General features: G+C 63.3%; 15 protein-coding genes. 10 read left to right on the top strand and 5 right to left on the bottom strand.

Annotated elements, in window-relative coordinates:
- The first annotated feature begins 4 nt into the window (after positions 1 to 4).
- The 3 genes from VGN72_11865 (at position 5) to VGN72_11855 (ending at position 3,415) form a co-directional block, all read left to right on the top strand.
- On the top strand, positions 5 to 895 hold the full coding sequence (locus tag VGN72_11865) for a farnesyl diphosphate synthase (GenBank protein HEV7300054.1): 891 nt from the start codon (positions 5 to 7) through the stop codon (positions 893 to 895).
- A 289-nt stretch (positions 896 to 1,184) separates the two neighbouring features.
- Positions 1,185 to 2,468 (top strand): Glu/Leu/Phe/Val dehydrogenase, encoded by a 1,284-nt coding sequence (locus VGN72_11860; GenBank protein HEV7300053.1) that lies wholly within the window; start codon positions 1,185 to 1,187, stop codon positions 2,466 to 2,468.
- A gap of 197 nt (positions 2,469 to 2,665) precedes the next feature.
- Positions 2,666 to 3,415 (top strand): GDSL-type esterase/lipase family protein, encoded by a 750-nt coding sequence (locus tag VGN72_11855; protein HEV7300052.1) that lies wholly within the window; start codon positions 2,666 to 2,668, stop codon positions 3,413 to 3,415.
- 111 nt (positions 3,416 to 3,526) lie between these two features.
- On the opposite strand, the gene VGN72_11850 is transcribed toward VGN72_11855, so the two are convergent.
- On the bottom strand, positions 3,527 to 3,952 hold the full coding sequence (locus VGN72_11850; protein ID HEV7300051.1) for an RNA-binding protein: 426 nt from the start codon (positions 3,950 to 3,952) through the stop codon (positions 3,527 to 3,529).
- Between the two features lie 439 nt (positions 3,953 to 4,391).
- On the opposite strand from VGN72_11850, the gene modA reads away from it, so the two are divergent.
- The 3 genes from modA to VGN72_11835 all read left to right on the top strand — a co-directional run bounded on the left by modA (position 4,392) and on the right by VGN72_11835 (position 6,565).
- Positions 4,392 to 5,195: a molybdate ABC transporter substrate-binding protein gene (gene modA / locus VGN72_11845; GenBank protein HEV7300050.1), complete on the top strand. Its 804-nt coding sequence runs from the start codon at positions 4,392 to 4,394 to the stop codon at positions 5,193 to 5,195.
- Positions 5,192 to 5,851, top strand: a complete 660-nt coding sequence (modB, locus tag VGN72_11840) for a molybdate ABC transporter permease subunit (protein HEV7300049.1) — start codon at positions 5,192 to 5,194, stop codon at positions 5,849 to 5,851. Before modA ends, modB begins: the two co-directional genes overlap by 4 nt.
- 342 nt (positions 5,852 to 6,193) lie before the next feature.
- Positions 6,194 to 6,565 carry a DUF488 family protein gene (locus VGN72_11835; GenBank protein HEV7300048.1) on the top strand — a complete coding sequence of 124 codons (372 nt, stop codon included), beginning with the start codon at positions 6,194 to 6,196 and terminating at the stop codon, positions 6,563 to 6,565.
- A 101-nt stretch (positions 6,566 to 6,666) separates the two neighbouring features.
- On the opposite strand, the gene VGN72_11830 is transcribed toward VGN72_11835, so the two are convergent.
- From VGN72_11830 to VGN72_11820, 3 genes are all read right to left on the bottom strand, one after another.
- The gene (locus tag VGN72_11830) at positions 6,667 to 7,236 is read right to left on the bottom strand and encodes a hypothetical protein (GenBank protein HEV7300047.1); all 570 of its coding nucleotides are present in this window, start codon (positions 7,234 to 7,236) and stop codon (positions 6,667 to 6,669) included.
- Positions 7,237 to 7,526: 290 nt separating this feature from the next.
- Positions 7,527 to 8,507 carry a Gfo/Idh/MocA family oxidoreductase gene (locus VGN72_11825; protein ID HEV7300046.1) on the bottom strand — a complete coding sequence of 327 codons (981 nt, stop codon included), beginning with the start codon at positions 8,505 to 8,507 and terminating at the stop codon, positions 7,527 to 7,529.
- Positions 8,504 to 9,661 carry a TIM barrel protein gene (locus tag VGN72_11820; protein HEV7300045.1) on the bottom strand — a complete coding sequence of 386 codons (1,158 nt, stop codon included), beginning with the start codon at positions 9,659 to 9,661 and terminating at the stop codon, positions 8,504 to 8,506. The genes VGN72_11825 and VGN72_11820 overlap by 4 nt, the downstream gene beginning before the upstream one ends.
- Positions 9,662 to 9,816: 155 nt before the next feature.
- On the opposite strand from VGN72_11820, the gene mug reads away from it, so the two are divergent.
- From mug to VGN72_11800, 4 genes are all read left to right on the top strand, one after another.
- The gene (mug, locus tag VGN72_11815; GenBank protein ID HEV7300044.1) at positions 9,817 to 10,380 is read left to right on the top strand and encodes a G/U mismatch-specific DNA glycosylase; all 564 of its coding nucleotides are present in this window, start codon (positions 9,817 to 9,819) and stop codon (positions 10,378 to 10,380) included.
- 56 nt (positions 10,381 to 10,436) lie between these two features.
- Positions 10,437 to 11,099 (top strand): hemolysin III family protein, encoded by a 663-nt coding sequence (locus VGN72_11810; protein ID HEV7300043.1) that lies wholly within the window; start codon positions 10,437 to 10,439, stop codon positions 11,097 to 11,099.
- A 23-nt stretch (positions 11,100 to 11,122) separates the two neighbouring features.
- Complete coding sequence (locus VGN72_11805; GenBank protein ID HEV7300042.1) at positions 11,123 to 11,671, top strand: YqgE/AlgH family protein; 549 nt, start codon at positions 11,123 to 11,125, stop codon at positions 11,669 to 11,671.
- Positions 11,672 to 12,007: 336 nt separating this feature from the next.
- Positions 12,008 to 12,217, top strand: a complete 210-nt coding sequence (locus VGN72_11800) for a hypothetical protein (protein ID HEV7300041.1) — start codon at positions 12,008 to 12,010, stop codon at positions 12,215 to 12,217.
- A gap of 195 nt (positions 12,218 to 12,412) precedes the next feature.
- Here VGN72_11800 and VGN72_11795 read toward each other — a convergent pair whose 3' ends face one another.
- Positions 12,413 to 13,405, bottom strand: a complete 993-nt coding sequence (locus VGN72_11795) for an aldo/keto reductase (protein ID HEV7300040.1) — start codon at positions 13,403 to 13,405, stop codon at positions 12,413 to 12,415.
- Positions 13,406 to 13,668 lie beyond the last annotated feature (263 nt).

The following is a 13,668-nucleotide window of genomic DNA, read 5'->3' as shown; positions in this document are numbered from 1 at the left end:
ACCTATGATGGACGCGATCACCCTCCTGAAGTCGGCGGCCGGTCGGATCGAAGCGGCGTTGCGCGCGCTGCCGGCGCGCTATCCCGCTGCGCCACCGCGCCTGATCGAGGCGATCACCTACAGCTTGACCGCCGGCGGCAAGCGCCTGCGCCCCGCGCTCGTGCTGGAGACCGCCCGCGCCTGCGGTGGCGACGCCGCCGCCGACGGCGCATCGGCGACGGCAGGGGCGCTGGCGATCGAGCTGGTGCACACGTTCTCGCTCGTCCACGACGACCTGCCCGCGATGGACGACGACGACCTGCGCCGTGGCCGGCCGACCAATCACAAGGTGTTCGGCGAGGCGATGGCGATCCTCGCCGGTGACGCGATGCTCGCGATGGCGTTCGAGGTGATCGCGACCGACGCCGCCCCCGCGGTCGCCGCGTCAATGGCGCGCGACCTGGCGACGGCGACCGGGCCGCTGGGCATGATCGGTGGCCAGGTCCTCGACATGGCCGGCGAGAACGAGTCACTGTCATTCGAGGCATTGAAGCAGATCCACGCGCTGAAGACCGGCGCGCTGCTGACGGCCGCCTGCCGCATGGGCGCGATCGCCGCCGGCGCCGACGCCGCCACCCTGACGGCCGTCACCACGTTTGGCCGGCACGTCGGCTTGGCGTTCCAGATCATCGACGACGTGCTCGACGTCACCGCCACGCCCGCCCAGCTCGGCAAGGCCACCGGCAAGGACAGCGACCGCGGTAAGAACACCTACCCCCAACTGCTTGGCTTGGACGCCAGCCGTTCCGAAGCCACCGAGCAACTTCGCCTCGGCCTGGCTGCGATCAAACCGCTCGGCGATCGTGCCGACGGCCTGCGCACCATCGCGCGATTCGTCGTCGAGCGATCCAACTGACCCAACGACTCCATCCGCCTTCCTCTGTAGGACAGGCATTCCTGCCCGTCTCTCAGGGCGTCTACCTCTCCCCCCGTATTCCATTAAGACCCGTTCGACGCGAAGCTCACCAAGGCGTCGTGAAGGTGCGAAAAAGAGGTTGAACCACAGAGGGCACCGAGCACACAGAGGCGGACACAGAGCAGGAAGTCCCGGTGGCCAAGACTTAATGCTTGGCCATTTGTTTGGCATTGGGATTCGGGATTGAGATTCCTTGGTCCCCTCCACCTTCATCCGCTAAAGTCTCCGCATGACCCAGCCCTTCGATCGCCTGGCGCCCAAGGCCACCCACACGTCGAAATTCTGGCAGAACGCGAACTTCTATTTCGACCGCGTCTATCAGACGATGCCGCTCGATCCCATGTGGCGGGCGGCGCTGTCGTCGCCGAAGCGGGTGCTCACGGTCTCGTGTCCCGTCAAGATGGACGATGGCCGCATTCAAGTCTTCACTGGATATCGCGCGCAGCACAACAACGCCCGCGGCCCGTTCAAGGGCGGGCTGCGGTTTGACACGTCGGTGAACATCGATGAGGTGATGGCGCTGGCCATGCTGCAGACGTGGAAGAACGCGCTGGTCGATTTGCCCTACGGCGGCGCCAAGGGCGGCATCGTCTGCGATCCGAAGAAGCTTTCGATGGGCGAGAAGGAACGGCTCACGCGGCGATACGTGACGGAAGTCTTGCCGATCATCGGCCCGCAGCACGACATCCCCGCGCCCGACGTCGGCACCGATGCGCAGATCATGGCGTGGTTCCTAGACACCTACAGCGCCATGGTCGGCTATCAGGCGCTCGGCGTCGTCACCGGCAAGCCCGTCGCCGTCGGCGGCAGCGTGGGACGCGAGGAGGCGACCGGGCGCGGACTGATGAACGTGCTGCGCAAATTCCTGGCGACGCGCAACAAGACGCTCGAGGGCATGCGCATCGCAGTGCAGGGCTTCGGCAACGTCGGCTACAACGCGGCTCGCCTGCTGGCGCAGCGCGGCGCGATCATCGTGGCGGTCAGCGACCGCGTGGGGGGCATCTGGGACGACGACGGCATCGACATCGAGGCCGCTGGCGCGTACTACCGCGAGAACGGCACGCTCGACGACTACCCGGACTCGGAGGTGCTGACGAACGAGGAACTGCTGACGTGCGAGTGCGACGTGCTGATCCCCGCCGCCATGGAGAACACGATCGACGCGAACGTGGCGCCTCACATCGTCGCCCAGACGATCGTGGAAGGCGCCAACGGCCCGACCACCCCCGAGGCCGACGAGATTTTGCGCGACAACGGCGTCACCGTCCTGCCCGACATCCTCGCCAACGCCGGTGGCGTAACCGTCAGTTACTTCGAATGGGTGCAGGGTTTGGACAACTACTTCTGGGATGCAAAACGAGTGCAGGACGAACTGCAGAAGATCATGGAGCGTGCCTTCGACGCCGTGAACGCGAAGGCCGACGAGGCCGACTGCGACTACCGGACTGCCGCGTATTCCATCGCGATCAGCCGTGTCGCGGAGGCAAGCCGGTTGAAGGGGCTGTTCCCGTAATCGTGCGGGAGCTCATGCAAACGCTGATTCGTCCACTACGGTACACCTTGGATTCGGCTGCCCACTGCAAGGCGCCCCACCTGGAGCAACGGGGACGCTTGACGTTGGTAATGACCGTGTGGCGCAGATGCCGCATTCGACGGCCGCTGCCGTGCTAGTTCCAAAGTCGGTGTGACGTTCGGAAGCGAGGAGATTTCATGGCGACGAGTGGATGGCTGATGGCGATGACGGCGGCGCTGGTATTGGGTCTGATGCTGGCGACGGCGGCGCCGGCGGAAGCGCAGGCCTCGACCCCGGTGCGGATCCTGCCCTTGGGCGACTCGATCACGCAAGGCGGACGCAACGACCGCGAGGAGTACACCTACCGCCAGCCGCTGTTCCGAATGCTCAAGGACGCGGGCGCCGACTTCGACTTCATCGGCTCGACCCGGACCGGGCTGCACGGTGATGCCAAGTGGCCGGACCACAACGGCGAACCGATGGACCTCGATCACGAGGGTCACTACGGATGGAAGACGGCGGCCGTGCGAGACAAGCTCGCGGAGTGGATGAAGCAGTACCCGGCCGCCCCGGACATCGTGCTGATCCACCTGGGCACGAACGATCAGGATGCCAAGGACCATCAGAAGGCGATCGTCGAACCGCTCACTGACATGATCCGAATGCTGCGGGAGGCGAACCCGAAGGTCGTCGTGCTGGTGGGCCATCTCAACTTCAATGGCGGCGCCGCGGCACAGATCCGGCCGTTGGTGGAAGCGATGGCGAAGGATCGGAACACGGAGGCGTCGCCGGTGCGGACGGTGCATCATTACCAGGGGTGGAACGAGGACCCGAACCACGCGCAGACCGATACGTTTGACTGGGCACACCCAAACCCGAGCGGGCAGGAGAAGATGGCCCGGAAGTGGTTCGAGGCGATGCAGCCGTTCCTGCAGTTGAAGCAGTAGGGCGCGGCGCTCGTGAAAGCCCTCACAAGCCGGAAAGCGAGCAAGGCCCTCGTCTGCACGAGGGCCTTGCGGTCAATGCTATAGAACTAGCAGGTCGGATGATCGATCGGCTTAGTAGCGATCTCGGCCACCGCCACCGCTACGTCCACCACCACCGCCACCGAAGCCACCACGGCCACCACCACCGCCGCCTCCACCACCAAATCCGCCGCGGCCACCACCGCCGCCACCACCACCGAAGCCGCCACGGCCACCGCCGCCGCCACCACCGAAGCCACCACCACGCTCTTCACGGGGACGGGCTTCGTTGACGGTCAGGGCGCGACCGTTGTGCTGCTGCCCGTTGAGGGCGGCAATCGCGGCCTGGGCTTCATCGTCGTTGCTCATCTCGACGAACCCGAAGCCCTTGCTGCGACCGGTGTCACGGTCGTTGATGATCTGGGCCGAGGTCACGGTCCCGTGCGCGCCGAAGATCTGCTCAAGCTCTGAGCTGTCAACGCCATAGGCCAAATTACCGACATACAACTTCTTACCCATAGGGATCTCCTAAAGCATGGGTAGACTGAGAGCCCGAGTGACTATTGGTTCTTTCCGGGCACGATCGAAAGAGGTTGACATGCCAACCGACGCGGGAGGGAGGGGACAAGAAGAAAGGGTTAACAAGAGACACTTTCCCGAGGCCGAGCGACTAACCCGCCACCTAAGCGATTTTATTTATACCTTTGGCTTTTCGTCCGTCAAAGTGAATTCCGGCAATTTTCATTGGCCCGTATCACCCCGTCACATTGACTCGATCGATCGCGCAGAACACAGCGCAGTCGCCTCCGGCATTGTCACTTCAGCGGCAACGTTTGCGTCGCATGATCGACGTTCGTCCATCTGTGCTCCTTGTCGATCTCCCGTCGCGCCGCGATGGCGTCGACCGGTTTCTGGTACCCTGTCGTCCGCTATGCTCACGCGATTCGTTCCACGCCTAGTGCTGCTCCTCACAACGCTGGCGACGGCGGCATCGGCGCTGGCGCAGGATCGCCTGACCGTGTCGGCGGCCATCAGCTTGAAGCCGGCGCTGGAGGCAATGCGCGGCGACTACGAGCGCGCGACGGGCGACCCCGTGTCGTTCAACTTCGCGGCGTCGGGGGCGCTACTGGCGCAGATCAAGGCGGGCGCGCCGGTCGACGTCTTCATCTCCGCGGCCGACCGGCAGGTGGACGAGATGCTGCGCGACGGCTTGGGCGATCCGGCGACGCGCGTCGTGGTGGCGCGCAACCAACTCGTGCTGATCGTGCCGGTCGACGGTGGGCCGGCGATTACGTCATTGGCTGATCTGGCGACCGATCGCGTTCGTCGGCTGGCAGCGGGACAACCGAAGACCGTGCCCGCAGGTGACTACGCGGCCCAGGCGTTGGCGGCGAGTGGCTTGACTGCCGCCGTGCGGGACAAGTTGGTCTACGGCAACAACGTGCGGCAAGTGCTCGACTACGTCGCGCGCGGTGAAGTGGACGCGGGTCTGGTCTACGCAATGGACGCCAACGATGCGCGTGAGCGGGTGCGTTCGATCGCGGCGGTTGACCCGTCGCTGCACGAGCCGATCGTATACCCCGCAGCCATCGTCACCGCCACACCTCGGCGTGCAGCGGCCGAGCGGTTCCTGGCTTACCTGACGGCCGAGCCCGGTCGGCGTGCGCTGCGCGATAAGGGCTTCGAGGTGCCCCCTGCGCCCGCCTCGCCGACCACGGCGAGCACCACGTCGCCGGCTCCCACAACGGTGCCCGCGCGATGAATACCCTCTGGGGCACGCTGCTGTACTCACTGTCGATCGCCATCCCGGCAACGTTGCTGGCGGCGCTGCTGGCGGTGCCGTTGGCGTACGCCGCCAGCCGTCGGCGGTTCACCGGGCGCAGCGTGGTGGATGCGCTGATCCTCATGCCCCTCGTGCTTCCACCAACTGTCGTGGGTTACCTGCTCATCGTACTGTTCGGCCGGCGTGGGTGGATCGGCCAGTGGCTGGCCGACGCGACGGACGGCTATTCACTGCTGTTCCGCGCGGAAGGGGGCATGGTTGCCGCCGCCGTCGTTGCGGCGCCGTTGCTCTACCTGCCGGCCAAGGCCGCGTTCGGTTCGATCGAGCGGGAGATGTTCGACATCGCGCGCGTCAACGGCGCCTCTCGCTGGCAGACCTTCTGGCAGGTGGCGGTGCCGATTGCATGGCGCGGGCTGGCAAGCGGGCTCGTCCTTGGATTTGCGCGGGCTCTCGGGGAGTTCGGCGCGACGGTGATGGTGATGGGCAACCTGCCCGGCCGACCGATGACGCTGCCGGTGCTCGTTTACAACCTGTGGGAGCAAGGCGAACCCCACGCCGCGGTGGGGCCGGTACTGCTGTTGTCGGCAATCGCGCTGGTGCTCGTGGTGCTCTTCAATCGCATCCCTAAAGCGTGAGATGGGCGCGGCCCAACCGCTCTCTCAAGCGACGCGCGAACCTTGCCGCTTCAGCGAAAACGCCCGTGGTGGTGATAGCAGGAGGCGCCACAGTCACGCCTGATAACAATGTGTTTTTAGTTCATTTTTACCGGACTCTTCTGTTTCCACGTCAGTTTTTATTGGCGTTCTGATGTGCGCGTATTTTCGCGCAATTCTTGCGGATGGGGGTTGTTGCGAGCCGATGAACGATTGGTATGAAAGTGGACTTTGCCACCGAACTTCACAAAGTTTACGTCGTTGTATTGTAAGATTATCGCACCGGATGTGCGATGGCCTGCGAAGGAGCAGAGAGAGGCGACGATGATCAAGATCAAGCATTTCCTTGAACCGATCGAAGACGACGACGGCCAGCGCATCTGGGTTGAGCCGCACGGGATGACGAAAGACCTGCGCGAGTGGTGCGCCGTCGATCACGTCCTGCCGCACCTCGGGCCCTCGCCGAAGCTGTGGGACTGGTTCGAAAAACACCCTGACGCCTACGATTACTTCGCTGAGAAGTATCATCAGGCGTTGGACAAGAGCGCCTATCGCGGTGCCCTGCGCGACCTCGCCCAGGCGGCGGCAGAGGAGAACTTCACCCTGCTGCACGAGGGTGACGATCCCGCCCACAACACCGCGACGGCGATGTACGAGTATCTCACGGAACTCCAGTTCAGCCCGCCCGAACCGTAAGGAACGGCCGCAGGGTTGAACTGACAGGCTTCCAAGACGAACGCCTAGCCACTGATGTGGCTGGGCGTTTTTGTTTGAATGCATTCCGCTCGGCGCTCGGCTTACCGCACCTCGTTCAACTTCTGCCAGCGATCGCTGCCATCACCCAGCGTCGAGAAGTCGGGCTCGCGATCGCTGTTCGATGTGGATGTGGCACCGGCGCTTGCGGTGAGGGCTCGCGTCATGGCGCGCACCTGCTTGGATAGCATGACGGCCGCCACTGCGCATGCGATCGCGAACAGCACGTAGCCGATCGGCTTCCATTCCCATCCCGCGCGACGCACGTGCTGATAGGTCATCCACACCAATTGGCCGGCCGCCACGGCGGAACCACCGAGCGCGACGATCACGTACGACCGCTGGCGGTACGCCGCCCGTCGTTCGGCGGCGAACTGGCGAATGCGGAGGCCGTCCAACTCCTCATCGGTCCGTCGCTCCAGCTCGGTCCGCTCGGCCTCACCGTCGTCGGTGGTGCCATCGTCGTCTCCACTACCGAGCGAGAAGGAGACGTTGCAATAGGGGCAGCGGAAGCTATCGCCGGCCGACCGGTCGATCTCGATCTCCTCGTCACAGCCGGGGCACGGGATCGTCTCGGTCGTGGCCGGCGCGTCGGTGGGTTCGTCCGCCTGCATGTTCTAACGGTAGCACCACCGATCGGTCGCGGCTACCGGGATTGGGGCGAGTGGGCAGTAAGAAAGAGCGGGACCGATGGGCCTAATGAATTTCGTCATCCTGAGGTACTCCGAAGGATCTCTTCCTTCCCGAAGCGAATACGGGGGGAGATCCTTCGGGGTACCTCAGGATGACGATTCGTGTGGGGCGCACCATTCCGATTGGGATTTGGTGACTGGTCGTTTGTCTGACATTGGGACTTAGGGTTTCTGATTTCATCCTGCCCCACAGTAGCCGTCACCCGATCGCCTTAGATCGTCTCGTAAACCATCCGTTGCGCCTGCCCCGTCTCAACGGCGCGCACGATGGCCTCGTACAGCATCAGGCTCTTGTAGCTCTCGTAGATGTTCGAGCGCGTCGTGCGCTTCTCGCCGATCGCCTTCACGAAGTCGACGATCTCGGCCAAATGGCCGGTGTCGTTGCCGCTGTCGCCGGCGCTGATGAAGGTGGGGGGCTCGCGCCACTCGGCGCCCTTGCCCTTTTCGGAGATGCGGTAGACCGACGAGTTGTGGATCGTCATGAAGTTGCCATCGGTCAGCGTGATCTCGACCTCCTCGGTGGGCAGGTTATAGGTGCGGAAGTCGTTGATCGTCAGCGTGCCCACGGCGCCGCTGGCGAAGCGGATCGCGATCGCGTAAGCGTCAAGGCCCTTGCTGAACGCGAAGACCTGCTCGATGTCGCCACCCAGGTAGGTGATGAGGTCCATCGAGTGAACGCCGAAGTCGAACAGGAAGCTCCCGCGCAGCGAGCCGTCGTTCTTGAACTTGGCCGAGCAGTTGTCGATCGAGATCGACGACAGATCGGTTGGGGGGAAGCCGGCCATCCACTGTTTGGCGCGATTGTAGGCGACGTTGTAGCGTTTCTTGAATGCGTTGGTGCAGAGCACGCCGGTCTGCTTCGACAGGCGCGCCAGCTCCAGCGCTTCGGCCGCGGTGGGGGCGGGGGGCTTTTCGGTGTAGACGGGCACGCCCATGTTCATCGCGACGCGCGACAGCGCCGCGTGCGCCTCGGGGCCGACGCAGATGATCACGCCATCGGGCTTAGTGGCCGTCAGCATCTTCGCCATGTCGCTGAAGACCTCGCCACCCCAGCGACGGGCGTTGCGCTGCGCCTTTTCGGCATCGAAGTCACACACGCCCACGAGCTGCGCGCCGGCGGTGCCGATGTAGGGGTAGATGCGGTTGGTCGACAGGTTGCCGGCGCCAACGATGCAAAGTCGGGGATCGCTCATGGGATGCTCACTCCACAGGTGTCTCGGAAGTAGTTGATGGAATCGGTCAGGTAACGCAGCGTGTTTTCCGGGTCGGGCCGCTTGTCCATCTCGATCACGATGCGCCCGCCGTAGTGCACGGCACGCAGGTGCTTAAGCAGGCCGGGCAAATCGACCTCACCGGTGCCGAACGGCACAGGCTGCGCGCCGACCATGTCCTTGATGTGTACGAGCGCGATGCTGTCACCCAGCAGGTCGTACCCCTGCTTCCACGAAGTGCCCACCGCGTGGAACATGCCCACCTCCAGCAGCGACTTCATGCGCGAATCGTTGATGCCCTTGATGACGGCGGCGTAGTCGTCGAGCGTGGTGATCGGCGTGCCGACGTGGTTCTGCAGCACGGGCGTCACGCCGAGGCTTTCGGTGGCGTCCAGGAATGGCTTGGCGCCGCGGATCATCAGGTCGCGGCTGTTACCCTTGTAGATCGCGACCTCGCAGCCAAGGGCCTTGGCGAACTTCATCGCGCTGATCGCGCGCTCGAGCGATGCATCAAAGTCGTCGGCGATCGCCGGCAGGTGGAACGACGTGAACCGCATGCCGTACTTTGCTGCCAGCTGCAGGTATTCGGCCGGGTCGCGGTTGATGTCGACCGCGCTCTTGGCCCAGGTGGTGAAGACCTCAAAGTTTTTGAAGCCGATCTTCGCGTACTCGGCCAGCACGGGTTCCAGCTCCATGTTCTGGTTGCAGCAGGGACTGATCGTGAGGTCGTGGATGGTGAAGCCACCACCGCTCTCGTGGACGGCGCTCGCCTTGTCTTCCAGCACGAACGACCGCCGACCGGTGGAGTAGGCGACGATCATGTCGGCGTCCTCGTCACCAATGCTGTACGCGTTGTGAAAGACGCCATCGGGAATCGCGACGGTGTCGCCGGGGTTCAGCATGACGGACTGATCGCCAATCGTGTGGCGGAGCTGTCCGCTGAGCAGGTACAGGACCTCTTCGGCGCCAGGGTGCGCGTGCCGTGGGTTGGACTTGCCCTTCTTGATGACGACCCGTCCGAGCGTCAGCCCCTGCACGTTGCCGACCGACCCGTTGGCCAGCCAGCGCAGGCTGCCCCAGTCCTCGACGACCTGCTTCGCTTCGACGTCCTGCCGGGCATACACTGGATTGGTCATCTGCCGATTTCCTTGGGGTGAAGTGAGACTCGATTGCTTACAAGGTCTACCAGCGTACCGGGAAACTGTTGCGTCTTCGAGCGGGCGGAAGCAATTGTGAAAAGGAATCGGCAATCGGAGCAACGCGCAGAATCGATGAGGAACAGGCTAGCAGAATGAAATCAACCCCTTACAGGCCCACCCGCGCCGACCTTGTTGCCGCCAACGGCAAGTCCATCGCGGACCTGATCGCGCCGAACCTGAAAATCCTGTTCTGCGGGATCAACCCCGGCCTGTACTCCGGCGCAACGGGGCATCACTTTGCAAAACCGGGCAACCGGTTCTGGCCAGCGCTGTACGCCGGTGGGTTTACCGAACGGTTGCTGTTGCCCGCGGAGAAGGCGGAGTTGCTGAAGATGGGGTACGGCATTACCAACGTCGTCATGCGCACCACCGCGACCGCGGATGAACTGTCGAAGGATGAGCTGATCGCCGGCGGGAAGGCGCTGGCGCGGAAGGTGAAGAAGTACAAGCCGCGCGTCGTGGCGTTCCTGGGCATCGGGGCCTATCGGTCTGCGTTCGATCGTCCGAAGGCGACGCTGGGCCGACAGGAGGAGCGCATCGGCGATGCTCTGATCTGGGTGTTGCCGAACCCCAGCGGGCTGAACGCACACTACACGCCGGCGAGCCTCGCGGTGGTCTTTCGCGAGCTAAGGGAAGCCGTGGTGGCCACGGCGTGACTCACTCCGGAACGACTGCTAAGGTTGAGGGGCCGCGCAATGCCTCGAAGGTGCCCTTGCCAAAGGACGGATTGACCAAGCATCTGGAAACCAGACTTGAGGAGATCGTCAACACCATCACGCATGGCATCGGCACGCTGCTGGCCATCGCGGGGCTGGTGGTGCTGGTGATGCTCGCCAAAGCCACCGGGGACACCGTGCGCGTGGTGACGCTGAGCGTGTTCGGCGGGTGTCTCGTGCTGACGTATCTGGCCAGCACGCTCTACCATGCGCTGCCGATCGGGCGGTGGAAGTATCGGGCGCTCATCTTGGACCACGCGTCGATTTACCTGCTCATCGCGGGCACGTACACGCCGGTGCTGTTGATCACGTTGTATGGCAGCTGGGGCTGGACGCTCTTTGCGATCATCTGGATCACTGCGGCCATCGGTGTGGTGCTGAAGCTGTTCTTCGTCGAACGGTTCCGCCTGCTGTCGACCATGATGTACCTGGCGATGGGCTGGATGCTCGTGGTGGCGGTGAAGCCGATGCTCGCGGTCATGCCGGCCGGTGGTTGGGCGTGGTTGCTGGCGGGGGGCTTGGCCTACAGTGGTGGGGTGATCTTCTTCCTGTGGGAGAGGTTACCGTTCAACCACGCGATCTGGCATCTGTTCGTGATCGCCGGCAGCGTCTGCCATTTTCTGATGATCCTGTGGTACGTGTTGCCACAGGCGGCGTAGGGATTGCTTTTGGGAACCCGGTCATGTCGTCGCTTACAGGCAAGCTGCTGATCGCCTCACCCCAGTTGCTGGACCCGAACTTCGCGCGGGCGGTGATCCTGATGGTGTCGCACGACGAGAACGGCGCCTTAGGGCTGATCGTCAACCGGCCACTGGAGGTTTCGCTGCAGCAGGTCGTGCGGCAGGCGATGGACGACGAGTCGATCGAGGTCACCGGCACGCTGCACGGCGGTGGGCCGTGCGAGGGACCGTTAGTGGTCGTCCACGACGACCCGAACCGCTCGCAGATCGAGATCGCCCCCGGCGTCCACTTCACCGCAGACCGGGACGATGTGGAGGCCCTGCTGCGCGACGAGGACCGGTCCGCCAGACGCTTCTTCGCCGGCTATGCGGGCTGGAGCTCGGAACAGCTCGAAGGGGAGATTGAGATCGGCTCTTGGCTGCAAGCGCCCGTGACGCCGAAGCAGGTGTTCGACCCGGGGCCGCGCCAGTGGCAGAAGTGGGTGACGATCCTGACGGCCGAACTGAAGGCCACACCGGAAGACCTGCCGGACGATCCGTCGTTGAATTGACGAGTCCTGCCGTTCTTCATCCTAAGGATGCGTTTAGAGTCGCGAGCACGCTCCTGCCCCTCTCCCGGTACTCCGGGGGAGGTTGGGAGGGGGCCCGTTCCCACTGCGAACACCTTTCGGCCACTCCAAACGCGTTCAGAACTGCCCGTCCATCGCCCTTAATATATTGCCTTTATAGAGACCGAGTCACAATTGCATGCCCGCTGAGACACAATCTCGTAAACCCATGTAAATCAAGTAGTTGAATCTGATTCTCATCCGGCTTTTTTCTTGCAGTGGTGGCCCATGAGTTGCGATAGTGGGGATACGAGAGTGGTTCAACAAAAGGAGATTATCATGCTCGCAATTCACGATGGTCAATGCGGTCTTTGCACTCACTTTGGCGAAGGTCATAACAACGAGCCCAATCTCGTGCAGATCCGCACGAAGCACCAGGCTCCGCCGGACATGGTTGAGGAGTGCGGTCATCCGCAGCACGTGTCGCTTCACCTGATGGTGACGCCCGTCAGCGGTTGCACCGGCTTCGAGCCCGCGAAGATGAACTAGTCGCTCGCATGGAGTCTTACAAGGGGCTTGCCACTTCAGTGGCACGCTCTGGCGCCCACGCTAGAGACCGAGAATAAGCGACGCCCGTGGAACTAAAGTTCCAGGGGCGTCGTTTGCGTTTGTGAGAAGGACAGGGGAGCGTGCCACTGAAGTGGCAAGCCCCTTAGGGTCTACATCGAGTCCCCTCAACAAGACTTACCACGCGTACGGCTTCGGCGCTTCTCCACCTGGACCTGGGAAGATCTTATCCAACGATGCCATCGTCTCTGGCGACAATTTGATCTCGGTCGCCCGTAGCGAACCCGTCAATTGTTCCATGGTTCGAGGTCCGATGATCGGAGCGGTCACGACAGGATTGCTGAGCAACCACGCCAAAGCGACGTCGGCTGGTGATTCACCGATTTCCTGACACAGCCCTTCGAACGCTTCCAGCTGCGTCCGCTTCGATTCGACGCGCTTCTCAAACCCTTCACCACTACGGCGACCGCTCTGCTGCTTCTTCAGCGCGCCGCCCAGCAAGCCACCCGCCAGCGGGCTCCACGGGATGATGCCCAAACCGTAGTGTCGGCAGGCGGGGACGACTTCCAGTTCCACCGTGCGGTTGTCCAGGTTGTAGACGCTTTGCTCAGCGACCAGCCCGATGAAGTTCTTCTCCTTCGCGCTCCACTGGGCAGTGGCGATGTCCCAGCCGGCGAAGTTGCTGCTGCCGACGTAGACGACCTTGCCCTGCTTCACCAGCACCTCGAAGGCCTGCCAGATTTCCTCGAATGGGGTCTGCCGATCGACGTGGTGCATCTGGTAGAGGTCGATCCAGTCCGTCTGCATGCGCTTCAGGCTGCGCTCGCACGCCATGATGATCTTGCGGGCACTCAGGCCGCGCGCGAAGTTGGGGTCGGGCGTGCCGGGCAGGTCCATGTCGCCGAACACCTTCGTCGCCAGCACCACGCGATCGCGCCGGCCCTCACCTTGGGCAAACCATCGGCCGAGGATGCTCTCGGTGACGCCTTCCCCTTTCTTCCAGCCGTACACGTCGGCGGTGTCGAAGAAGTTGATGCCGATCTCGAGCGACTTATCCATAATCGCGAAGCTGTCGGGCTCGCTGGTCTGCGGGCCGAAGTTCATGGTGCCAAGGCAAAGCGGGCTAACCTTCAGACCGCTGCGACCGAGTTGACGATAGTTGATGGACATGATCCTGCTCCTGTGGTTGAGGTGGAGCGGGGATGATAATGCGAAGGTTGACAGAGGGGAGCGGGCGAAGTGGGGGAATGTGAAGCAGTTTCCGACTGTCAGGTCCACCACGACTTCCAGGACTGGCATCCCAAGCGGAGCCTAAAGGTTAGCGCACAAAACCCTGTCGCCTCGCGCGCAGTTGTCATCCCGATGGGAGCCCTGGCGACCTGAGGGATCTCGAGCTACGGACGGTTCTCGGCCTTGGGAGATCCCTCAGGTCG

The sequence above is a fragment of the Tepidisphaeraceae bacterium genome (assembly GCA_035998445.1).
Lineage (GTDB): Bacteria > Planctomycetota > Phycisphaerae > Tepidisphaerales > Tepidisphaeraceae > DASYHQ01.
Note: the sequence above shows the minus strand (reverse complement) of the source record. Positions and strands in the feature narration are given on the sequence as shown.